A 20,522-nucleotide genomic window follows, 5' to 3' on the forward strand; every position below is an offset into this window, starting at 1 on the left:
GGTATGTCACGGTCCGCTGTGACGTTCCTGCGCCCCGGCACGCTGTACGGCGCAGCAAGGAAGTGCCCGGTTGCGAAGGGGAAGGCGTACGTCATGAGCCTGGTGGAACTGGTCGCGCGTGCAGATGCGCGCGGGCTGGCGGCGAGCGGTCTCGCCTGCCTGGACCGCTGTCTGCCGCTGCTCGGCGCCGACGACGACGCGCTGCGCCCGCTGTGGGCGAGCCTGACGGCGGACGGCACGGCATGGGGCCCCCAGCTGACCGCGGTACGGGCCCTGCTGCCGCAGGCACCGGCCGACGCCGCGCCGGGGGCCGAGGACCCCGCCGCGCTGGCCCGCCGGATGGCCGACGGCGCGCCGGTCGACCGCACCGACGACGGCGCGCTGCGCGCCTGGGCCGACGACTGCTCCCTCGCGGCGCTCCGTATCCACAGCCTGCTCGACCCCGGCGCCACGGACGCGGTCACGCACACCCTGGAGGACCGCCGCGCGGGCCGCACGGACGGCATGACGCCGCTGGTCGAGGCCGAACTCCGGCGGCAGACGACCATCCTGGAACTCCTCTCGGCGCACGGCCCCGTGGGCCTGCGGCAGGCGGTGGAGCTCTCCGCCGAGGGCCGCCGCGTGGTGCGCGCCGTCGTCTCGCGGCAGGCCCGCGGCGCCGTCTGAGCCCGCCGCCCGAGCCTGCCGCCCGAGCCGCATGGGCTCGCCGTCCGGAGCCCGCCGTCCGGGGCCCGCGACCGGATGCCGTTCGGCCACGGGCCGCGGCCGGATGCCCGTCGGTGCTGGTCACGGGGGTGCCGACGGCTCGGCGTCCGCGACACTGTGACATTTCCGTCCGTTCTCACGCTGATGACATCGGGGGCGCGGACGCCCTGATCCGTGCCACGCCACGCCGGGTGTCCCGGAGCTGGACGCATGAAGAGGACAGCGGTTGGGCCGAAGAGCGGAACCCCGTCGCGCGTCGGCGCACGACGGGGAGCTGAGCGCGGCCGTGGCCCGGGCTCAGCAGGGGGACGAGGCCGCCTTCGCGGTCGTGTACCGCCTGGTGCAGCCGGGGCTGCTCGGCCATCTGCGCGGACTCGTCGGCGAAGCGGCCGAGACGGTGGCGGCCGAGGCGTGGCAGGAGATCGCCCGCGACCTCGGCCGGTTCCACGGCGACGGCGCGGGGTTCCGCGGCTGGACAACGGCCATCGCCCGACACCGGGCGTCGGCCGCGGCACGCCGCCCGGAAGCGGGACAGCGGGCCGCTGCGCCGGAGCCGGACGGGCCGGAGCCGGTCGAGTCGGCAGGCCCGCTCGGTACGTACGAAGAAGTGCCGGCGGCTCTCTCGGCCCGGCGGGCGCTGGAGCTGATCGCGGGGCTGCCGCGCGACCAGGGCGAGGCGGTGCTGCTGCGCGTCGTGGTCGGCCTCGACGGACCGGCGGCCGCCCGCGTCCTGGGGCAGCGGCCCGAGGCCGTACGGGCGTCGGCCCACCGGGGGCTGCGGCGGCTGGCGGCACGGCTGGACGAACGGGGAAACGGGGAAGACCGAAGCGGAACGAGGGACAAGAGGAGAAGGTGAGGGGCCACGCATGGGTGGCGGTTCCAGGAGTGCCGGTGCGGCGCCCGCTGACGACGACGGGGGCGGCCCCGCCGCGCTGGGCGAACTGCTCGGCGCCGCGGTGCGGGCCGGCTCCGCCGTCACCCCCGAAGGAGAACGACGGGCGGTCGCCGCGTTCCGCGCGGCCCGGGACGCCCGGGAGGACGCGGCGGGCGCCGGACGGCGGGACGACGGGCGCCCGCGCGCGGCGCGGCGCGTCGGATGGCCGGTACGCGCCGCTGTCGGGGCGCTGCTGACCTCGGTGACGCTGGGCGGCATCGCCGTGGCGTCGATGGGCGGCCTGCACGGCAGCGCCCCGGAGCGGCCCCGCCCGTCGCCCACCGCGCCCGGCCGCGCGACACCCCCGTCCCTCCGCCCCGCCTCGCCCACGGACCCCGTGGCCCCCCTCATCAAGCCCCCGCACACCTCCCCGGAACCGCCGAGGGCGAAGCAGCACGACGGGAAGGGCCAGGGCGGCAAGGGCCACCACCAGGGCAAGGGCCACGGCAGCAAGGGCTACCAGGGCAAGGGCCACGGCAACGGCAAGGACCGTCCCGGCACGCAGAGCGAGGGCAAGCGGCAGGGCGGCAAGAGTCCCGACGACAAGCGCGACGGGGGCAGCAAGCGTCACGGGGGCAGCAAGCCCGACGGAGACAGGAAGCGCGACGGTGAGCGGCGCCACGGCCACGGCAAGGGGCGCCCCCACAAGAAGCCGCACCACGGGGACGGGGCGCGTCACGCCAGTACGACGCGCCACCACGAGCAGCGACACGAGAAGCGCTACGAGGGGCGGCACGAGAAGCCGCAGCGCCAAGCCGGGCCGGAGAAGGCGCAGCAGGCGCGCGAAGCCCGGGAGAAGTGAGGGGAAGGGGACGGCCGGGGCCGCCACCCCCCACAGGAGAGGCCCCGGCCGTCGTTCATGGGAGGGCCGCACCGGGCCCTCATCCTCTACAGCGTCGGCAGGGCCGAAAGCGTCACAGTGGCGTCACACGCCGTACGGACGACCGCTTCCTGATGACTCTGGACGCAGGGCGGCCGATGCCCGTAACGTGCAGGTCCGCGCCGGTCGGTGCGCTCGTCACGCGTCATGCGGCGGCCCGCCGGGGCCGGCGGACGGGCCGGACGTACTTACTTCGGCGTAGGTGGCACCACGGGATACCGTCGGCGCCATAAGCAGTTCGTTTACCTGCGGTAGCCGGATGACGGCAGCAGACGTAGGCAGCAACGACCGGGCAGCGGATGCTCCGCGTGCGACAGGATGGACCCGTGCAAGGGGACGACACTCAGCCGGACGACAGCCGGTTGACGGTCGCCGTACAGGCGGCACAGGACGGCGACGAGGCGGCCTTCCGTACCGTCTACCGGGCCGTACATCCGCGACTTCTGGGATATGTACGGACCCTGGTGGGCGAAGCGGACGCGGAGGATGTCGCCTCCGAAGCCTGGCTGCAGATCACCCGGGACCTCGTCCGGTTCAGCGGCGACGCCGACCGCTTCCGCGGCTGGGCGGCCCGCATCGCCCGCAACCGCGCCCTGGACCACATCCGCATGCGCGGCCGCCGCCCGGCCATCGGCGGCGACGAGAGCGAACTGACCGACAAGCCGGGCCCGTCCGACACCGTCGACGAGGCCCTGGAGTCGCTCGGCACGGGCCGCGCGTTCCGGCTGATCTCCCAGCTGCCCCAGGACCAGGCCGAGGCGGTCGTGCTGCGGGTGGTCGTCGGGCTCGACGCCAAGAGCGCGGCCGGAGTGCTCGGCAAGCGCCCGGGCGCCGTGCGCACCGCGGCCCACCGCGGACTGCGCCGGCTCGCGGAGCTGATCACCGGGCGGGGGGAGGACGCGGCGCCCGGTGAAGGAGGCGTTCCGCCGGAGCAACCGGAAGGGCTTCCCGACCGTCCTGTAGCAGGGGAGCAGCCGGCCGACGGGCCTGTGGGCGGGGTGCCTCCCCAGGGCCGTGCACGCCGCAGCGGCGGAACGGAACCGTGCGTACCTGGTGTGACGGAAACGGCCGCACGTACGCAGAAGGACATGTGATGGCCGACGACCGGTACAACTGGCTCGACGAGGACGCCGCGGAGCGTTTGCTGCGTGGCGAACGGGTCGATGCCGGACGCGGCCGCGGCGCGGAAGAACTCGACGACCTGCTCGACGCGGCCGCCAGGACGGCCGCCGCCCCTTCTCCCGACACCGCGCTCCCCGGCGAGGAGGCCGCCGTCGCCGCTTTCCGGCAGGCTTCGGCAGGCAGGTCTACGCGCGACACGGCCACGGCCGCCGGCGCGGCGGAGAGCGCCGCGGAGGACGGGATACCCGTGGTGCGGTCCGTGCCCGGCGGCGGCGCGCCCCGCACCTCCGAACGCACCCGCCTCGGCCGCCCCTTCCGGCGCGGCCTCGCCGTCGCCCTCGCCGGCTGCGCCCTCGGTGGCGTCGCCGTGGCCACCGGCACCGGAGTCCTCCCCACCCCCTTCCGCGGCGGCGAACCCGGCCCGTCCCCCAGCGTCTCGGCCGCCGTCACCCCCAGCCCGCTGGAGAGCCGGGCCCCCGCCCCCGATGCCTCGGACGGAGGCACGCGCGCACCCGACGCCGGCACGGACGCCGCGGACCCCGCGACCCCCACCACGCCCGAGCGCCCCGACGGGCGGCCGACACTCGGCCGCGACGGCGACGACGCAGCCGTGGACCTCCCCGTACCGGACCTCACCCCCGGCGGGAAGGACGCGGACGGCGGCGACCGGGCCGAGCGGCGGGCGGCCGCACTCGCCCTCTGCCGCGACTACGAAGCCGGCCGCGTCGACTCCGGCGACCGGGACCGGGTACGCCGCCTGGAGCGCGCGGCCGGCGGCGCCGACCGGCTGCACGCCTTCTGTCGGCGGTACCTCCAGCAGAACGGCCTGACCGGCGGGGTCGGCGGCTCGGGGGACGCCACAGGCGGCTCCTCCGGCCTCACGGGCGGCACCGGTTCCTCCGGTGACGGCACGTCGGGCGACGGCGGCTCCGACGGCGGCAGCGGCTCCGGGGGCGGCGCGTCGGGCGGCGGCCAGGGCGACGACGACGAAAGCCACCCAGGCTACGCGCCGAGCGTCTCACCGACCCCCGCCCCCACCACGGCGACCCCGTCGCCCGAGTCCACGGACGCCACGCGGACTCCCTCCGCCACCCCGTCCCCGACCGGCTGACACCCCTCCTGACCATCGGGTGTGACGTTTTTTGAACCCGTGACGCTGTACGTACTGAAGCCGACTGGTCATCGGCTGCGCGGGCGCCGGGGTTCCCCCCGTACCTACGGCACCGCGCGTCGGCGCGAGCGGGGCACGTTCCCCCGGCCCCGCTCGCGCCCCTTTTTTTGCGCCTAAGCCGGCGCCGCTCTCGCGGATCCTGTGCTCGCCGTTGTGGTTGCTCAATTGATGGTTGCGGTCAAGAGCGGGGTGTTGCGTGTGGTCCGTTTTTTGCGGGCTGGGGTGGTTACTTGTATATGACTACCTTTGTGCCGGGGGGTGCCTGCTGGAACAGGGTGGCGATCTTGTTCTTGTCGCGGACGTTGACGCAGCCGTGTGAGGCGCCGGAGTAGCCGCGGGCCGCGAAGTCGGCGGAGTAGTGGATCGCCTGGCCGCCGCTGAAGAACATCGCGTACGGCATCGGCGTGTCGTAGAGCGTCGAGACGTGGTGGCGGCTCTTGAAGGTGATGGCGAAGGTGCCCTCGCGGGTGGGCGCGTACTGCGAGCCGAAGCGCACGTCCATCGCCGAGACGGCCCGGCCGTCAACCATCCATGTCAGCGTGTCACTCGTCTTGCTTATGCAGATCACGCGGCCCGTCAGACAGCGCTTGTCGGGCGCCGCGGCCGGCTTGGCGGTCGGCGGATACAGCTCGCTCCGCGTCGGCGCGTGCGTCCGTGCCCGCAGGGCGCTCAGTGTCGCCGCGTCCACGCTGCCCGTACGCGGCAGGCCCTGCGCGCGCTGGAAGTCCGAGACCGCGGCGGCGGTGACCGGGCCGTAGTACCCCGTGGGATTCCGGTCGAAGTGCTGCACCTGGCGCAGGCGCGCCTGCAGCTCGCGCACCTGCTCGCTCCGGGCGCCCTGGGCCGGCACCGGCTTCGGCGCGGCGTGCGTCGGGTCCGTCGCGCGGGACGAGGGCGGCGCGGCCGGTGCGGTCGGCGGGGCCGTGGCGGTCCGCCCGGCGCCCTTGCCGTCGTCGACCCGGATCCGCATCTCCTTGCAGCCCGTCGTCGACGTCAGGACGGCGGCCAGCACCAGCGTGCCGGTCAGCGTGCGGAACGCTTCGCTGCGATGCATGTCCCACCCCTGTGGTCTCACCCGCCCCTCCTCATGCTTCCCGGCGCTGCGGCCCGCGGAACCTGCGGTCATGCTGTGAGCAAGGTCCCAGGCCGCGCCCCTCCACGGGGCGCACGGGCGCCGCTACAGTCCGTCGCAAACGCCCATCATTACTGAGCAGTAGCACAGCGGGAGGCAGGCACCATGGCGCGCGAGACCGGCAGTTCTCGGCACACCGAGAGCGGTTTGCCCATCGAACCCGTCTACGGGCCGGACGCGCTCGGCGACTGGGACGCCGCGGACAAGCTGGGCGAGCCCGGCGCGTACCCCTACACCCGTGGCGTGTACCCCACGATGTACACCGGACGCCCGTGGACGATGCGCCAGTACGCCGGCTTCGGTACGGCCAAGGAGTCCAACGCGCGCTACAAGCAGCTGATCGAGAACGGCACGATGGGCCTCTCGGTCGCCTTCGACCTGCCGACCCAGATGGGCCACGACTCCGACGCGCCGATCGCCTCCGGCGAGGTCGGCAAGGTCGGCGTGGCGATCGACTCCATCGAGGACATGCGGGTGCTGTTCGACGGCATCCCGCTGGACAAGGTCTCCACCTCGATGACCATCAACGCGCCGGGCGCCCTGCTGCTGCTCCTGTACCAACTGGTCGGCGAGGAGCAGGGCGTGGACCCCGCCAAGCTCACCGGCACCATCCAGAACGACGTGCTCAAGGAGTACATCGCCCGCGGCACGTACATCTTTCCGCCCAAGCCGTCGCTGCGCCTGATCGCCGACATCTTCAAGTACTGCAAGGCCGAGATCCCGAAGTGGAACACCATCTCGATCTCCGGCTACCACATGGCCGAGGCCGGCGCCTCCCCCGCGCAGGAGATCGCGTTCACCCTCGCGGACGGCATCGAGTACGTACGCACCGCCGTCGCCGCCGGCATGGACGTCGACGACTTCGCCCCGCGGCTCTCCTTCTTCTTCGTCTCCCGCACGACGATCCTCGAAGAGGTGGCCAAGTTCCGTGCCGCCCGCCGCATCTGGGCCCGCGTCATGAAGGAGGAGTTCGGCGCCGAGAACCCCAAGTCGCTGATGCTGCGCTTCCACACGCAGACCGCCGGCGTGCAGCTGACGGCCCAGCAGCCCGAGGTCAACCTCGTACGCGTGGCCGTCCAGGGCCTGGCCGCCGTCCTCGGCGGCACCCAGTCGCTGCACACCAACTCCTTCGACGAGGCCATCGCCCTCCCCACCGACAAGTCGGCCCGCCTCGCCCTGCGCACCCAGCAGGTCCTCGCATACGAGACCGATGTCACCGCCACCGTCGACCCGTTCGCCGGGTCCTACGTCGTCGAGAAGATGACCGACGACGTCGAGGCCGCCGCCGTCGAACTGATGGGCAGGGTCGAGGACCTGGGCGGTGCCGTCACCGCCATCGAGAACGGCTTCCAGAAGAACGAGATCGAGCGCAGCGCGTACCGCATCGCCCAGGAGACCGACTCCGGCGAGCGCGTCGTCGTCGGCGTCAACCGCTACCAGCTCGACGAGGAAGAGCTGTACGAGCCGCACCGCGTCGACCCGGCCATCGAGGCCCAGCAGGCCGAACGCCTGAAGAAGCTGCGCGCCGAGCGCGACCGGGCCGCGGTGGACGCCGCCCTGGCCGACCTGAAAAAGGCCGCCGAGGGCACGGACAACGTCCTCTACCCCATGAAGCAGGCCCTGAAGGCCAGGGCAACGGTCGGCGAGGTCTGCAACACCCTCCGAGACGTCTGGGGCGCGTACGTCCCGACGGACGCGTTCTGACCGGAGACGGCCGGTGGTGAGGGCGGGGCGCGGACCGTGGTCCGCGCCCTGAGTCACACTGGTGTCATGTCGTCACCCCGTCGTACCTGTCCCGTGTGCACCAGAGACATTGCTGTGGTCGGGGGGCGGTTTGCCCGGCATGATCCGCCTGGGCGGCGGTCCGGGCTGGAGCTGATCTCGTGTCCGGGGTCGCGGCGGATGGCGCCCATGATGGCGCCGGCGGAGAAGCTGTTCGATCCGGAGGAGCCGCCGTTTCCGGGGCAGCAGCCGTTGTTCTGAGGGCGCGTGTGCCTGGCCCGTCAGGGGGCGAGGATGTCCAGTTCGGCCATCGCGCCGACGGTGATCTCGCGGGTCAGCTCCTCGGCGCGGGCCGCGTCGCCGGTGCGGATCGCCTCGGCGACCTGGACGTGCAGGGTGACCGCCGCCGGGTCGGGGTCGGTGAACATCACGTGGTGGTGGGTGCGGCCGGTCAGGATCGCCGCCACCACTTCGTGCAGGCGGGCGAACATCTCGTTGCCCGAGGCCGTCAGCAGCGTCCTGTGGAAGTCGGTGTCGTGGACGAGGTACGCCTCCAGCTGCTGGCCGCGTGAGGTGGCCACCATGCCCATCGCGTGCTCGGTGAGCGCCGCGCACTGCTCGGGCGTGGCGTTCCGGGCCGCCAGTCCCGCCGCGACCGGTTCGACTGCGCAGCGCAGCACGGTGAGGGAGCGGAGCTGGCGGGCGCGGTCGGCGCCGGCCAGCCGCCAGCGGATGACCCGCGGGTCATAGACGTTCCATTCCTCGGTGGGGCGGACGGTCACGCCCACCCGGCGCCGGGATTCCACCAGGTGCATGGACTCCAGGACGCGTACCGCCTCCCGGATGACCGTGCGGGAGACGTCGTAGCGCTGGGCCAGCTCGTCGGTGCGCAGGACCGAACCCGGCCGGTGCTCGCCGGCTGTGATCTCCGGCCCGAGGGACTCCAGCACCCTCGCATGCAGTCCCTGCCCCGCGTTTTCCATGCGATAAGCCTACGTTCCCGAGCCTCGGGAAGATTAAGTATGACGTTTGCATCACAGACTCTTGAATACGTCGTACCTAATGGGTTTCAGTGGAGCGATGCATTCGAGCCACCGAGGTGGTTCGTCACGCCAAGTCAATGAGGACGAGCGAGCGAGGTAGACCGCGATGAGCACCCCCCATGTCATCGTCGTGATGGGAGTCGCCGGCACCGGCAAGACGACGATCGGACCGCTCGTCGCCGACGCGCTGGATGTGCCGTACGCCGAGGGCGACGACTTTCATCCCCCGGCCAACATCGCCAAGATGTCCGCCGGGTACCCGCTCGACGACGCCGACCGTGAGCCGTGGCTGGACGCCATCGGCGCCTGGGCGCACGACCGGGCCGGCAAGGGCGGGGTGGTCAGCAGCTCCGCGCTCAAGCGGGTCTACCGCGACCGTCTCCGGGCCGCCGCGCCCGGCATCGTCTTCCTGCACCTCACCGGCTCGCGCGAGCTGATCGAGGGCCGCATGTCCGAGCGCAAGGGCCACTTCATGCCCACCGCGCTGCTGGACTCCCAGTTCGCCACCCTGCAGCCGCTCGCCGACGACGAGCGCGGTGTGGCGGTGGACGTCTCCGGCACCCCGGAAGAGATCACCGAGCGGGCCGTCGCAGCGCTGCGGCAGCTCGACGAGGGCACCTCCCCGGCCGCCACCGAGCTCTGATCAGGAGCCGCACCCCCGAGCTCTGAACCGGCGCCCTTCCCCGGGGCTCCGGTACCGAGCCGTACCCCCGAGCTCCGATCACGAGACCGGGCTCCTACCGAAGGACACGCCGTGACCCATCTCAGCGTCGAGATGATGGCAGCGGACGCGGCCGAGCCGATCACCTCGGCAGGCAACGCTCAGCTGGGCATCTCCGTACTCGTCGGCATCGCCGTCATCGTTCTGCTCATCACCCGGTTCAAGCTGCACGCCTTCCTGGCCCTGACCATCGGCTCGCTGGCGCTCGGCGCCGTTGCGGGCGCGCCGCTGGACAAGGCCATCACCAGCTTCACCAGCGGCCTGGGCGACACCGTCGCCGGCGTGGGCGTGCTGATCGCGCTCGGCGCGATCCTCGGCAAGCTGCTCGCCGACTCCGGCGGCGCCGACCAGATCGTCGACACGATCCTCGCCAAGTCCAGCAGACGCATGATGCCGTGGGCGATGGTCCTGATCGCCGCGATCGTCGGTCTGCCGCTCTTCTTCGAGGTCGGCATCGTGCTGCTGATCCCGGTCGTGCTGCTGGTCGCCAAGCGCGGCAACTTCTCCCTGATGCGGATCGGCATCCCGGCGCTGGCCGGCCTCTCCGTCATGCACGGTCTGATCCCGCCGCACCCCGGCCCGCTCGTCGCCATCGACGCGATCAAGGCCAACCTCGGCGTCACCCTCGCCCTCGGCGTGGTCGTCGCGATCCCGACCGCGATCCTGGCGGGCCCGGTCTTCTCCCGCTTCGCCGCCCGCTGGGTGGACATCGCCCCGCCGGAGAAGATGATCCCCCAGCGTCCCTCCGAGGACCTGGAGAAGCGCCCCAGCTTCGGCGCGACGCTGTCCACCGTGCTGCTGCCGGTCGTCCTGATGCTCGCCAAGGCCCTGGTCGACATCGTCGTCGACGACCCCGAGGACCACGTGCAGCGCGTCTTCGACGTGATCGGCTCCCCGATGATCGCGCTGCTGGTCGCGGTGCTGGTCGGCATGTTCACCCTCGGCCGGGCCGCGGGCTTCACCGCCGGGCGGCTCTCCACGACGGTGGAGAAGTCCCTCGCCCCGATCGCCGGCATCCTGCTGATCGTCGGCGCGGGCGGCGGCTTCAAGCAGACCCTGGTCGACGTCGGCGTCGGTGACATGATCCTGGACCTGTCCAAGGACTGGGGCCTGCCCGCGCTGCTGCTCGGCTGGCTGATCGCGGTCGCCATCCGCCTCGCCACCGGCTCCGCGACGGTCGCCACGGTCTCCGCCGCCGGGCTCGTCGCCCCGCTGGCCGCCGACATGAGCACCACCCACGCGGCGCTCATGGTCCTCGCGGTCGGCGCCGGCTCGCTCTTCTTCAGCCACGTCAACGACGCGGGATTCTGGCTGGTGAAGGAGTACTTCGGCATGAACGTCGGGCAGACGGTCAAGACCTGGTCCCTGATGGAGACGATCATCTCCGTCGTGTCGATCATCTGCGTGCTGCTGCTGTCGCTGGTCTTGTAGCCCGGCACGGGGAAATCTCTTCGCGGCAGGGCCGTACGGACGGATAGCGTCCGTACGGCCCTTCGTGGCTTCCGGACCTCCTGTTCTCCGTACGAGAGGCGATCCCATGAGCAGCGACGACGGCGTACCGGTCGACCACGCGCTGGTGCGCGCAGCGGAGGAGGCCGTCGCGGCGTACGCGCAGGGCGACGACCACACCGTGGCGGCGGCCGCCAGGACGGCCGACGGCCGCATCGTCACCGGCCTGAACGTCTACCACTTCACCGGCGGCCCCTGCGCCGAGCTGGTCGTCATGGGGGCAGCGGCCGCGCAGGGCGCGTACGACCTGCGGCAGATCGTGGCGGTCGCCGACGAGGGCCGCGGCGTCGTCCCGCCCTGCGGCCGCTGCCGCCAGGTGCTGCTGGACTACTACCCGGACCTCACCGTCGTGGTCGGCCCGGGCGGGGCGGTCCGGGCCCTGCCGGTCGGTGCGCTGCTGCCCGAGGCGTACGTGACGGCGGAACAGGACATCCCACCGGACCCGGTGGATCGGCCCTCCGGCAGCCACGCGTAACGCACGTCCGGCTCCCGCTCCTCGTTGTCCCGGCCGTCGGTGCGGAACCGCTCGCGGAAGCCGTGGCGCAGGTAGAACCGCTGCGCGGGCCGGTTGACCTGGAAGGTCCACAGCGCCGGCCCGCCGGGGCGGCGCTCCTTCGCCGGCGCGACGAAGCGGTCGCCGAGGCCCTGGCCGCGCCGTTCCGGGGCAGCTGGTCCAGCTCGCGCGTGCCGTGCAGCACCATCATTCCGGCGATCTCGCCGCCGGCGTCCGCGACCCGGGTCTCCCGTTCCGGTACGGCCACCGTGCGGAACCACGCCCGTACGACACCGGGCAGCGCGGCCTCGTACGACCGCAGCCACACCTCGGCCACGTCCGCCGCGTCCGCCGGTGCTCAGGCGGCCCGGGCGGTGGTGGCGGCCGGGAAGTGCCGGGTCAGTGCCGCGGCGACCGGGCCCGGTTCGGTGGCGGCCACGGCCACGTAGCCGTCCGGGCGGACCAGGAAGAGGCCGCCGTCGCCGTACGCCTGCCGGACGTGGCCCGAGGCGTCGAGCAGATCGGGCGTGGGGCCGCCGATCCGGTACGTGCGGACGTGCGCGGCCCACTCGGCGGCCGGCCGGGGCGGCTCGGCGCCGTCGAGGGCGAGCAGGGTGAAGTGCGGGCCCCGGAAGGCGTCGAAGAGGCGGAACGGCGTGCCGTCGGGGGTGGTGCAGGGCGCGTCGGGCGCGCGGTCGCCGGCCCGCAGCGCGTCCGGCGCGAGCCCGGTGCGGTGCTCGCCGGTCAGCGGGGACTCGCGGTAGCCGAGCGTGAGCTGGTGCAGGTCGCGGCCGCGCCGCAGTGAGCGGGAGCGGTGCAGCCGGGTGCTGGTCTCCAGGATCCCGGCGGCGACCGGCAGCCGCTCGCTCTCGTACGTGTCCAGCAGCGCGTCGGGCGCGCCGTGCCGCAGCACCTGGCCGAGCTTCCAGCCGAGGTTGTAGGCGTCCTGGACGCTGGTGTTCAGGCCCTGGCCGCCGGCGGGGGAGTGGACGTGCGCGGCGTCCCCGGCGAGGAGGACCCGGCCGTCGCGGAACCGTTCGGCCATGCCGGCGCGGGGCCGGAAGACCGAGGTCCACAGCACCTCGCGGATCTGCTCCGGGGCCAGGTGGGTGTGGGCCGCGAGGGTCGCGCGGACGGCCTCGGGGCGGGTGTCCGGGGTGTCGGCGGAGAGCGCTGTCATGCTCTGGAAGGTGTCCGTCCCGGCGAGCGGCAGCAGCGTGACGAAGCCGCCGCCCGGCTGCGGGAAGAGGTGCCAGTGGTCCCGGTCCAGGCCGGCCACGCGCAGATCCGCGAGGAGCACGGCGCCCGGCTCCAGGTCCGGGCCGCTCATCGGGGTGCCCAGCTGCCGGCGGACGGCGCTGCGGCCGCCGTCGGCGCCGACGAGGTACCGGGCGCGCACGGTGTGCGCGGGGCCGTCCGCGGTGGCCGCCAGCTCGGCGGTGACGCCGTCCGCGTCCTGGCGGAACGCCGTCAGCCCGGTGCGGAACCGGACGCTCCCGCCCAGTTCCGTCAGCCGCTGCAGGAGCAGCTCGGCGTTGCGCCACTGCGGGACCATCAGCGCGTTGGCGTACGGGGTGTGCGGCGTCGGCTCCACCCGCTCCACCATCTCGAACGTCTCCGAGATGCGGCCGTCCCGCCAGACGGCCATGTCCGGGTACGGGCCGCCCGCCGCGCGCACGGCGGGCAGCACGCCGAGGTCGTCGTAGACCTCCTGGGTGCGTGGCTGGAGCCCCGTGCCGCGGGCGCCGGGTGAGAGCGCGTCCTGCCGCTCGACGACCAGCGCGCGTACGCCGCGCCGGGCGAGGTCCACGGCGAGGGCCAGGCCGGTCGGGCCCGCTCCCGCGATCAGTACGTCCACGGTCGTGTCCATGCCTGCACCCCTGTCCTTAACGCTGTTAAGTGGCATGGTGCCGAGCATGGGCTTAACGGTGTTAAATTGTCAACATGGCAACGCGACTGGACCGGACACAGGTGGTGGACACCGCCCTGCGGCTGCTGAACGAGGTGGGCCTGGACGGGCTCACCCTGCGCCGCATCGCCAAGGAGCTGAACGTCCAGGCCCCGGCCCTGTACTGGCACTTCAAGAACAAGCAGGAACTGCTCGACGAGATGGCCACCGAGATGTTCCGGCGGATGGCGGCGGAGTTCGCCGGTGCCCCGCCGGGCGGCCCGGACGCGATCTGGCAGGACATGCTGCGGACGAGCTGCCGCACGCTGCGCCGCACCCTCCTGGACTACCGCGACGGCGGCAAGGTCTTCTCCGGCACGCGGATGACCGATGACAGCTACGCCGCGCCGATGGACGCCCTGCTGCGGGCGCTGACGGGCGTCGGCTTCACGCTCGGCGAGGCGGCGCACGCCTGGTGGGCCGCGTACAACTTCACGATCGGCCTGGTCATCGAGGAGCAGTCGGTCTTCCCCGAGCCCGGCCCGCCGGAGGAGCGCGGCCCGGAGTCCCGGGACCCCGCATACGACCTCGGCGACCGCGAGCGCCGGCTGGGAGACCGGTATCCGCTCGCGGCCGCCGTGGGCCAGGAGTTCTTCGGCGACTTCGACCGGGCCTTCGAGGCCGGTCTGCGCATCGTCGTCGCGGGAATCGAGGCGACGGCGCGGCCCGCCGCCTCCTGAGGTGCGCCCCGTGAGGTGCGCCCCGGGGGTCGCCCCGGGGTTCACCCCATGAGGGATCGTTTCAGCCGTGGGGTGAGGGGGCGTTCGACGAACCGGTACAGGCACCAGGCCAGGGCGAGCATCACCGCCACGACCAGCGGGAAGGTGGCCGCCGCCGGGAGGCCGAGGCCGCGGTGGAAAAGCTGTACGGCCACCCAGCCCAGGTGCTCGTGTATCAGGTAGAAGGGGTAGGTCAGGGCGCCGGCGACGGTCAGCCAGCGCCAGTTGGCCCACCGCAGCTTGCCCAGCGCCACGGCCGCGATCAGCAGGTAGCCGAGGGTGACGACGGCGATGATGCCGAGCGAGGGCCGGTAGGAGAACGCGTCCGGCATGTCCGCCGGGTGCCAGAGCCGGGAGACCGCGTAGTGCTGGCCGAGCAGCCAGCTGACTGCCACGATCGCCCAGCCGGTGGTGTCGCGGGGGCCGTAGCGGTGGATCAGGTAGAAGCCGATGCCGCCGATGAAGAACGGCGCGTACTCGGGCATGAGCGCGATGTCGAGGAACGAGTTGTTCGCCGCCTCGGCGACCACGGAGGCCAGCGTCCAGCCGGCGCAGAACATCACGACCCGGCCGCGGGTGGCGCCCGGCAGGACCACACAGAGCGCGAAGAGCGCGTAGAAGCGCAGCTCGGCCCAGAGCGTCCAGCACACGCCGAGCACCCGGTCCACGCCCAGCGGCATCTGCAGCATGGTGAGGTTGGTCAGCGCGTCGGTGGGGGAGACCGCCTCGTACGCCACCCAGGGGAGGGCGAAGACGGCGGTCACCAATATGACCGCCGCCCAGTACGCCGGGAAGAGGCGGGAGACGCGGCTCGCGAAGAACGCGCGGAGCGGCCGCCCCCAGCCGCTCATGCAGATCACGAAGCCACTGATGACGAAGAAGATCTGCACGCCCAGGCAGCCGTACGCGAAGAAGCCCGAGGCGGTCGGGAACTGGGCGGCGGGCGAACTGCCCCAGGCGTCGCCGATCTCGCCGTCCCGGCCGCCGTAGTGGTAGGCGGCCACCATCAGGGCGGCGAGCAGGCGCAGTCCGTCCAGGGCGCGCAGCCGGGTGGGGCCGACGGCGCGCAGGGGCACGGGCGCTCCCGGCCGCCGGTGGGCGGGGAGCGTGGGGGGAGCCGGTGCGGTCGTCATCCGAACGCTGCCCGCTTCTTGAGCCGGCGCTGCACCGAACGGGCCCGCCGGGCGACCCGCCGCACGGTGGCGTTGCGCGGGATGAACGCGAGCTGGACCGGCACCCCGCCGGGCAGCGCCAGGGCGGTGAGGCGGCGGCGCTTGAAGTAGCGCCAGGTGCCGGTGTCCAGCCGGGTGGCGAGGTAGCGCTCGGCCGCCGGACGCAGGTCCGGGTAGATCTGGTGCTGCATCGCGTACCCGACCGCCTTGACCAGGCCGGTCAGTTCGCGTGCCACCTCGCCCTCGGTGGGCGGCGTCCAGCGGGCCACCGCGGACGCGTCGGTCAGCGGCGGCAGCAGCGCGTCGACGATGGTGACCGGGACGCGGTTGCTGTTCTGGTACGGCGCCAGCCGCTCCAGCAGCAGGTCGGTGCCGATCCGGGCGACGGGCAGGCCGTAGAACGCGGTGGCCGTCAGCAGCGCGGTGGAGAAGCAGCCGACGACGAGCGCGGGCTTCATGCGCTGGTACAGCACCTCGGCGAGCTGCGGCGTGTCCTCCACGGTCAGCTCGGCACCGAGCCGCTCCGCCTCCTCCTCCAGCACCCGGGACCAGCGCGCGGGCGCGGTCGGGTGCGGCTTGAAGACGACCCGGCGGTGTCCCAGGTCCACGGCCCCGCGCAACATCTCGACGTGCAGCTCCTCCTCTTCCTCGGCGGTGAGGATGGAGAGCGCGGAGAGGTACTGGCCCAGCAGCAGGGCACCGCCCCCGTCCGGTACGGGCGCCGGCTCCGTACGCCGCTCCGTCTCCTCGGCCAGCTCCGCCAGCACCGCGAGGAACGGCTCGGTCGGCACCGTCTCGGCCGGCACCCCGAACTCGGTGAGCAGCAGCGGCTTCAGACCGGACACCAGGTCCAGGTGGAGCAGGCGCCGGATGCGGGTGCCGACCAGCGGGTCGAGCTTGGAGCGGGTCGGCCCGTAGCTCATCAGGCCGTCCGCGTAGACCTCGACCGGCGCGCCCTGGAAGATCTGGCAGAGCGCGAGCGCCGGATTGACCTGGATGGACTCGACGATCAGCTCGACGGGCGCGTCACCCAGCTCCCACAGCAGCCGCAGATGGCGCTCCCACAGGGGCGCGTCATCGGCGCGCGGGGCCCAGCCGCCGGGGTGGAACGGGGAGATCGTCTCGTTCCAGGACCGCACCTCGTCGAACCGCCCCCGCAGCCGTTCGAAGCCCGGCATCGCGTCCAGCGCCGGAGTGGTCTCGGGAATGGCGGCATTGTTGCTGACCAGCAGAATCCGGCGGCCGGCCGGTTCAAAACGGTCGGCGTCCAGGGCGGCGGCCAGGGTGGCGGCGCCGTACAGGGTGGACGCGAAGAAGATCTGCGTACGCGGCCCGGCGGACCGCGCGGAGAATCCGGCGGCGGACATCAGGCGGCCACCTCCACCGGGACCGGCTTGCGGCGCAGCCGACGGAGCCGGGAAGCGCGCTGTACATCCATGGAATCCAGAGCTTCCTTCAATACGTCCTGCGGCATTCGCTTCAATGCCGCGGCACTCATCGAACGCAATTTACGGGCCACCTGCGGTTCGAAACGGTCGATCGAACCGAGGTGGTGGGAAATGATGGCGCAATACGTCCGGACCGCCTTCGGCAGCAGTACCGCCGCGTCCCGGTCCTTCGCCGTCTCCTCGACGACCTGGTCGAACGCCCGGATGAAGTCCAGCTGGCGGACGTCGCCGATCTGGGTCAGCGACGAGGCCACGCCGCGCCGGTAGAAGACGCCCAGCATCCCGAGCACCGCCATCGACTGCGCCTCGCGGTGCAGCCGCCAGATCCAGGGGCGGTCCTCAGCGGTGCGCAGCCCGTGCCGGAAATGCAGCACGCCGTCGTCCAGCAGCCGCCGGTGGTACATCCCGGCCCAGGCGAACGCGTAGTCGACCGAGGTGGAGCGGTCGGCGGGCAGGATCAGGTCGCGCGGGTCCAGGACGACGTCGCGCCGGCCGTGCGGCACCCGGTGCACGGAGCGTGCCCGCGCGGTGCACTGCACGTGGTCGGTGCGGACGAAATCGCAGCCCAGCGCCTCGATCGCGCCGAGCAGCTCCTGGTAGTAGCCGGGGGCGAGCCAGTCGTCCCCGTCCAGGAAGGCGAGGTATTCGCCGCGGGCCGCGTCCAGGCCGGTATTCCGGGCGGTGGCCAGGCCGCCGTTCTGCTCGTGCCGCAGCAGCCGGGCGCCCGGCAGTTCACGCTCGGCGCGCTCCAGAATCTGCGGCGTCCCGTCGCGCGAGCAGTCGTCGACGAGGAGGAATTCGAAGTCGTCCCGCGCGTTGGCCGCGAGACTTCTCAGGGTGTCGGGCGCGTATGTCTGCACGTTGTAGAACGGCACGATGACGGAGAGCTTAACCACTCACGTGACGTTAGGTGCGGCTCCGGCATTCGTCTTTACCGCTTGCGTACGTCAGGGTGAACGAAGAATGGCGGAATGGTTAACCGCCCTTTCCGGCCTGCCGGTTCGCCGTTCGTCGATGTGCTGTTAACCCTTTGTTGCGGCTCAGTTGGCCCGCGAATCGAAATGCCTTCCTAGCGTCTTCGACGTGCCATCACGTACACCTTCCACGCCGCGGGTCGCGGTCCTCGCCGACTCGGACACCCGGTGGAAGTGGGGCGCCCTCACGGCGCACCGCCTCCAGCCCGGCTGCCGGCTCGACGGCTTCCTGCTCCGCGGCCGTGCCACGCCCACCGTCCGGCAGCTCGACGAGGTCGGGGCCCGGGCGGACGCGCTGCGCGAGATCCGCGGGGTCGACTTCGTGCGGTCCATCGACCGTACCGCCTACGACGTGGTGCTGCTGTCCTGCGTGGGCGGCGCGGTGCAGGCGATGCTGCACGGCCTGGCCCGCGCCTGGGAGGGCAGCGCCCGCCGCCCCGCCGTCGTCACCGGCTACGTCGGCGTGGTCTACGAAAAGCTCGCCGACGGGCTGCTGCTGCGGCACGGCGCCGACGTGGTGCTCGCCAACTCCCGGCACGACGCGGACCGCTTCCGCGCGGTCTACCGGGGCGTGAACGCCGACGACCGCGGCGTCGTGGAGTGCGCGCTGCCCTTCCTCGGGGGCGCCGCGCACGACCGTACGGACGAGGTGCGCACCGTGGTCTTCGCGGTCCAGCCCTCCGTGCCGGACAACCGGAACGACCGCGCGTACCTGCTGCGCCGCGCCGTGGAGCACGCCCGCCGGCACCCCGCCCGCGAGGTGCTCATCAAGCTCCGCAGCAAGCCGGGCGAGCACACCACGCACATCGAGGAGCTGCCGTACCAGAAGCTCGCGGCGAAGGTCCCCGGCGGACTGCCCGCCAACTGCCGCCTGGTCTACGGGAACATGGGCGAGGTCCTGGACCGCACCGACCTGATGGTCACGGTCTCCTCGACCGCCGCGCTGGAGTCCCTGCACCGCGGCGTCCCGACGGTGATTCTCACCGACCTCGGCATCCGCGAGGCGCTCGGCAACCACCACTTCCTCGGCTCCGGCTGCCTGGCCTCCTGGGACGAGCTGGACGCCGGGTACCTGCCCGAGCCGGACCCGGAGTGGGTCGCGGCGCAGGGCGTGTGCGCCGAAGGGGCGTACGAGAAGGCGTTCGACGCGGCCCGCGCCCGCGTCACCGAGCTGTGCGACGCCGCCGAGCTGCCGCCGCTCGCCCCGTACTACACCCCCCGCACGGCCCCCGGCTATCTGCCCGGCCTCCTCGCCCGGCACGGCCTGGACCCCAAGGGCGACCCGCTGCCCGGCTACGAGCCCGGCGCGGCGGAGCCGACCGGACTGCGCCGCGTGGCCCGCGACACCGTCCGCGAGGCGGCCCGCGGCGCCTACCGGCACGGCGTCCAGCGCGTCGCCCCCGCCATCCGCCGCTGGGGGCAGCTGTGACCCTCCCCTCGACCGGCCTCCGGAAGGAGCCCGACATGCCGCCGACCGACCGGCCCACCGTCATCGCCGTCATCCCCGCCAGAGGCGGATCCAAGGGCGTCCCCGCCAAGAACCTCGCCGCCGTCGGCGGCGTGCCGCTGGTGGCCCGCGCGGTGCGCGAGTGCCTGGCGGCCCGCCTGATCACCGACGTCGTGGTCTCCACCGACGACGACGCCATCGCCGCCGCCGCGGGCGGCGCGGGCGCGGTGATCGTCCGCCGCCCCGGTGCCATCGCCGGTGACACCGCCACCAGCGAGGCCGCCGTTCTGCACGCCATGGACGCGTACGAGACCGAGCACGGCACCGCCGTCGACGCGGTCCTCCTCGTCCAGTGCACCAGCCCCTTCATCGTCCGCGAGGACATCGACGGGGTGGCCGCCGCCGTCGTCGAGCAGGGCGCCGACTCCGCGCTGACCGTCGCCCCCTTCCACGGCTTCGTGTGGCGCGACGCGGCCGACGACGCGGACGCCGCGGCCCGGACCACCGGCGCCCGCACCGCCGAGGGCGGCGAGGCGACCGTGACCACGGTCGGCACCGAGGCGGGCGGCTACGGCGTCAACCACGACAAGTCCTTCCGGCCGCGCCGCCAGGACCGCCCCCAGGACCTCCTGGAGACCGGCGCCGCGTACGCCATGGACGCGGCCGGCTTCCGCACCGCGAACCACCGCTTCTTCGGCCGTACCGAACTGGTGCGCACCGACCCGGCCCGCGTGCTGGAGGTCGACGACCCGCACGACCTGGCCCGCGCCCGCGCCCTCGCGCCGCTGCTGGACAGCCCCCGTCCCGGGGCCCTCCCCACGCTGGACGACGTGGACGCGGTCGTACTCGACTTCGACGGCACCCAGACCGACGACCGGGTGCTGATCGACTCCGAAGGACGGGAATTCGTCTCCGTGCACCGCGGCGACGGCCTCGGCATCGGCGCCCTGCGCAAGTCGGAGCAGCTGAAGCTGCTCATCCTGTCCACGGAACAGAACCCGGTCGTCGCCGCGCGGGCCCGGAAACTCCAGATCCCGGTCCTGCACGGCATCGACCGCAAGGACCTCGCGCTCAAGCAGTGGTGCGAGGACCAGGGCATCGCGCCCGAGCGCGTGCTCTACGTCGGCAACGACGCCAACGACCTCCCGTGCTTCGGCCTCGTCGGCTGGCCCGTGGCGGTCGCGAGCGCCCACGACGTCGTACGCGGCGCGGCCCGCGCCGTCACCTCGACTCCCGGGGGCAGCGGGGCGATCCGTGAGATCGCCTCCTGGCTCCTCGGCCCGTCTCTCTGAGGCGTCCCGTCCCGGAACCGACCCGGACACACCCGCCGGACCCGCTCCGGAACAACCGTCCCCGTCTCTCCGAGAGACACCCGACAACGA

18 protein-coding genes and 1 pseudogene are annotated in these 20,522 nt (G+C 73.0%); 12 read left to right on the forward strand and 7 right to left on the reverse strand.

Annotated features, from left to right (window positions below; translation table 11 throughout):
* Positions 1 to 93 precede the first annotated feature (93 nt).
* The 5 genes from ACZ6WH_RS23730 to ACZ6WH_RS23750 all read left to right on the forward strand — a co-directional run bounded on the left by ACZ6WH_RS23730 (position 94) and on the right by ACZ6WH_RS23750 (position 4,752).
* Positions 94 to 666, forward strand: a complete 573-nt coding sequence (locus tag ACZ6WH_RS23730) for a hypothetical protein (RefSeq protein WP_469730365.1) — start codon at positions 94 to 96, stop codon at positions 664 to 666.
* A gap of 265 nt (positions 667 to 931) precedes the next feature.
* Entirely contained in the window at positions 932 to 1,561 is a 630-nt protein-coding gene (locus tag ACZ6WH_RS23735) for an RNA polymerase sigma factor (protein ID WP_469730367.1), read from the forward strand.
* Positions 1,562 to 1,571: 10 nt separating this feature from the next.
* Positions 1,572 to 2,441 (forward strand): hypothetical protein, encoded by an 870-nt coding sequence (locus ACZ6WH_RS23740; RefSeq protein ID WP_469730369.1) that lies wholly within the window; start codon positions 1,572 to 1,574, stop codon positions 2,439 to 2,441.
* A 377-nt stretch (positions 2,442 to 2,818) separates the two neighbouring features.
* Positions 2,819 to 3,613, forward strand: coding sequence for an RNA polymerase sigma factor (locus tag ACZ6WH_RS23745; RefSeq protein WP_432858178.1), 795 nt, complete (start codon positions 2,819 to 2,821; stop codon positions 3,611 to 3,613).
* Positions 3,613 to 4,752 carry a hypothetical protein gene (locus ACZ6WH_RS23750; RefSeq protein WP_469730371.1) on the forward strand — a complete coding sequence of 380 codons (1,140 nt, stop codon included), beginning with the start codon at positions 3,613 to 3,615 and terminating at the stop codon, positions 4,750 to 4,752. The genes ACZ6WH_RS23745 and ACZ6WH_RS23750 overlap by 1 nt, the downstream gene beginning before the upstream one ends.
* Before the next feature lie 286 nt (positions 4,753 to 5,038).
* On the opposite strand, the gene ACZ6WH_RS23755 is transcribed toward ACZ6WH_RS23750, so the two are convergent.
* The gene (locus ACZ6WH_RS23755; protein WP_469730373.1) at positions 5,039 to 5,866 is read right to left on the reverse strand and encodes a L,D-transpeptidase family protein; all 828 of its coding nucleotides are present in this window, start codon (positions 5,864 to 5,866) and stop codon (positions 5,039 to 5,041) included.
* A gap of 183 nt (positions 5,867 to 6,049) precedes the next feature.
* Between ACZ6WH_RS23755 and ACZ6WH_RS23760 the strand changes: the two genes are divergently transcribed.
* Positions 6,050 to 7,648, forward strand: a complete 1,599-nt coding sequence (locus ACZ6WH_RS23760; RefSeq protein WP_469730375.1) for an acyl-CoA mutase large subunit family protein — start codon at positions 6,050 to 6,052, stop codon at positions 7,646 to 7,648.
* Between the two features lie 299 nt (positions 7,649 to 7,947).
* Here the strand turns inward: ACZ6WH_RS23760 and ACZ6WH_RS23765 are convergent, their stop codons facing one another.
* Positions 7,948 to 8,649: a FadR/GntR family transcriptional regulator gene (locus tag ACZ6WH_RS23765; protein WP_469730377.1), complete on the reverse strand. Its 702-nt coding sequence runs from the start codon at positions 8,647 to 8,649 to the stop codon at positions 7,948 to 7,950.
* A gap of 166 nt (positions 8,650 to 8,815) precedes the next feature.
* Between ACZ6WH_RS23765 and ACZ6WH_RS23770 the strand changes: the two genes are divergently transcribed.
* The 3 genes from ACZ6WH_RS23770 (at position 8,816) to ACZ6WH_RS23780 (ending at position 11,414) form a co-directional block, all read left to right on the forward strand.
* Positions 8,816 to 9,352, forward strand: coding sequence for a gluconokinase (locus ACZ6WH_RS23770; protein WP_469730379.1), 537 nt, complete (start codon positions 8,816 to 8,818; stop codon positions 9,350 to 9,352).
* Between the two features lie 111 nt (positions 9,353 to 9,463).
* Positions 9,464 to 10,861, forward strand: a complete 1,398-nt coding sequence (locus ACZ6WH_RS23775; RefSeq protein ID WP_432858186.1) for a GntT/GntP/DsdX family permease — start codon at positions 9,464 to 9,466, stop codon at positions 10,859 to 10,861.
* A gap of 106 nt (positions 10,862 to 10,967) precedes the next feature.
* A complete protein-coding gene (locus tag ACZ6WH_RS23780; protein WP_469730381.1) occupies positions 10,968 to 11,414 on the forward strand; it encodes a cytidine deaminase family protein in 447 nt (148 codons plus the stop codon).
* On the opposite strand, the pseudogene ACZ6WH_RS23785 reads toward ACZ6WH_RS23780, so the two are convergent.
* Both ACZ6WH_RS23785 and ACZ6WH_RS23790 read right to left on the reverse strand, forming a co-directional pair.
* Positions 11,399 to 11,769: pseudogene (locus tag ACZ6WH_RS23785) on the reverse strand (GNAT family N-acetyltransferase); the annotation flags it as partial. The gene ACZ6WH_RS23780 and the pseudogene ACZ6WH_RS23785 overlap by 16 nt on opposite strands.
* A gap of 21 nt (positions 11,770 to 11,790) precedes the next feature.
* On the reverse strand, positions 11,791 to 13,302 hold the full coding sequence (locus ACZ6WH_RS23790; protein ID WP_469730383.1) for an FAD-dependent monooxygenase: 1,512 nt from the start codon (positions 13,300 to 13,302) through the stop codon (positions 11,791 to 11,793).
* 74 nt (positions 13,303 to 13,376) lie between these two features.
* On the opposite strand from ACZ6WH_RS23790, the gene ACZ6WH_RS23795 reads away from it, so the two are divergent.
* Positions 13,377 to 14,060 (forward strand): TetR/AcrR family transcriptional regulator C-terminal domain-containing protein, encoded by a 684-nt coding sequence (locus tag ACZ6WH_RS23795; protein ID WP_469730385.1) that lies wholly within the window; start codon positions 13,377 to 13,379, stop codon positions 14,058 to 14,060.
* 41 nt (positions 14,061 to 14,101) lie between these two features.
* On the opposite strand, the gene ACZ6WH_RS23800 is transcribed toward ACZ6WH_RS23795, so the two are convergent.
* From ACZ6WH_RS23800 to ACZ6WH_RS23810, 3 genes are read right to left on the reverse strand one after another with little or no spacing between them, the layout of a single operon-like run.
* Positions 14,102 to 15,232 (reverse strand): acyltransferase family protein, encoded by a 1,131-nt coding sequence (locus ACZ6WH_RS23800; protein WP_432858196.1) that lies wholly within the window; start codon positions 15,230 to 15,232, stop codon positions 14,102 to 14,104.
* On the reverse strand, positions 15,229 to 16,638 hold the full coding sequence (locus ACZ6WH_RS23805) for a polysialyltransferase family glycosyltransferase (RefSeq protein ID WP_432858198.1): 1,410 nt from the start codon (positions 16,636 to 16,638) through the stop codon (positions 15,229 to 15,231). The genes ACZ6WH_RS23800 and ACZ6WH_RS23805 overlap by 4 nt, the downstream gene beginning before the upstream one ends.
* Positions 16,638 to 17,615, reverse strand: a complete 978-nt coding sequence (locus ACZ6WH_RS23810) for a glycosyltransferase family 2 protein (protein ID WP_469730388.1) — start codon at positions 17,613 to 17,615, stop codon at positions 16,638 to 16,640. Before ACZ6WH_RS23810 ends, ACZ6WH_RS23805 begins: the two co-directional genes overlap by 1 nt.
* 187 nt (positions 17,616 to 17,802) lie before the next feature.
* On the opposite strand from ACZ6WH_RS23810, the gene ACZ6WH_RS23815 reads away from it, so the two are divergent.
* Together ACZ6WH_RS23815 and ACZ6WH_RS23820 are read left to right on the forward strand one after the other, a co-directional pair.
* Positions 17,803 to 19,122, forward strand: coding sequence for a DUF6716 putative glycosyltransferase (locus ACZ6WH_RS23815; RefSeq protein ID WP_469730390.1), 1,320 nt, complete (start codon positions 17,803 to 17,805; stop codon positions 19,120 to 19,122).
* Positions 19,123 to 19,157: 35 nt separating this feature from the next.
* Positions 19,158 to 20,432 (forward strand): cytidylyltransferase domain-containing protein, encoded by a 1,275-nt coding sequence (locus ACZ6WH_RS23820; RefSeq protein WP_469730392.1) that lies wholly within the window; start codon positions 19,158 to 19,160, stop codon positions 20,430 to 20,432.
* Positions 20,433 to 20,522: the final 90 nt, after the last annotated feature.

It is taken from the genome of Streptomyces sp. NPDC050806, assembly GCF_055586425.1.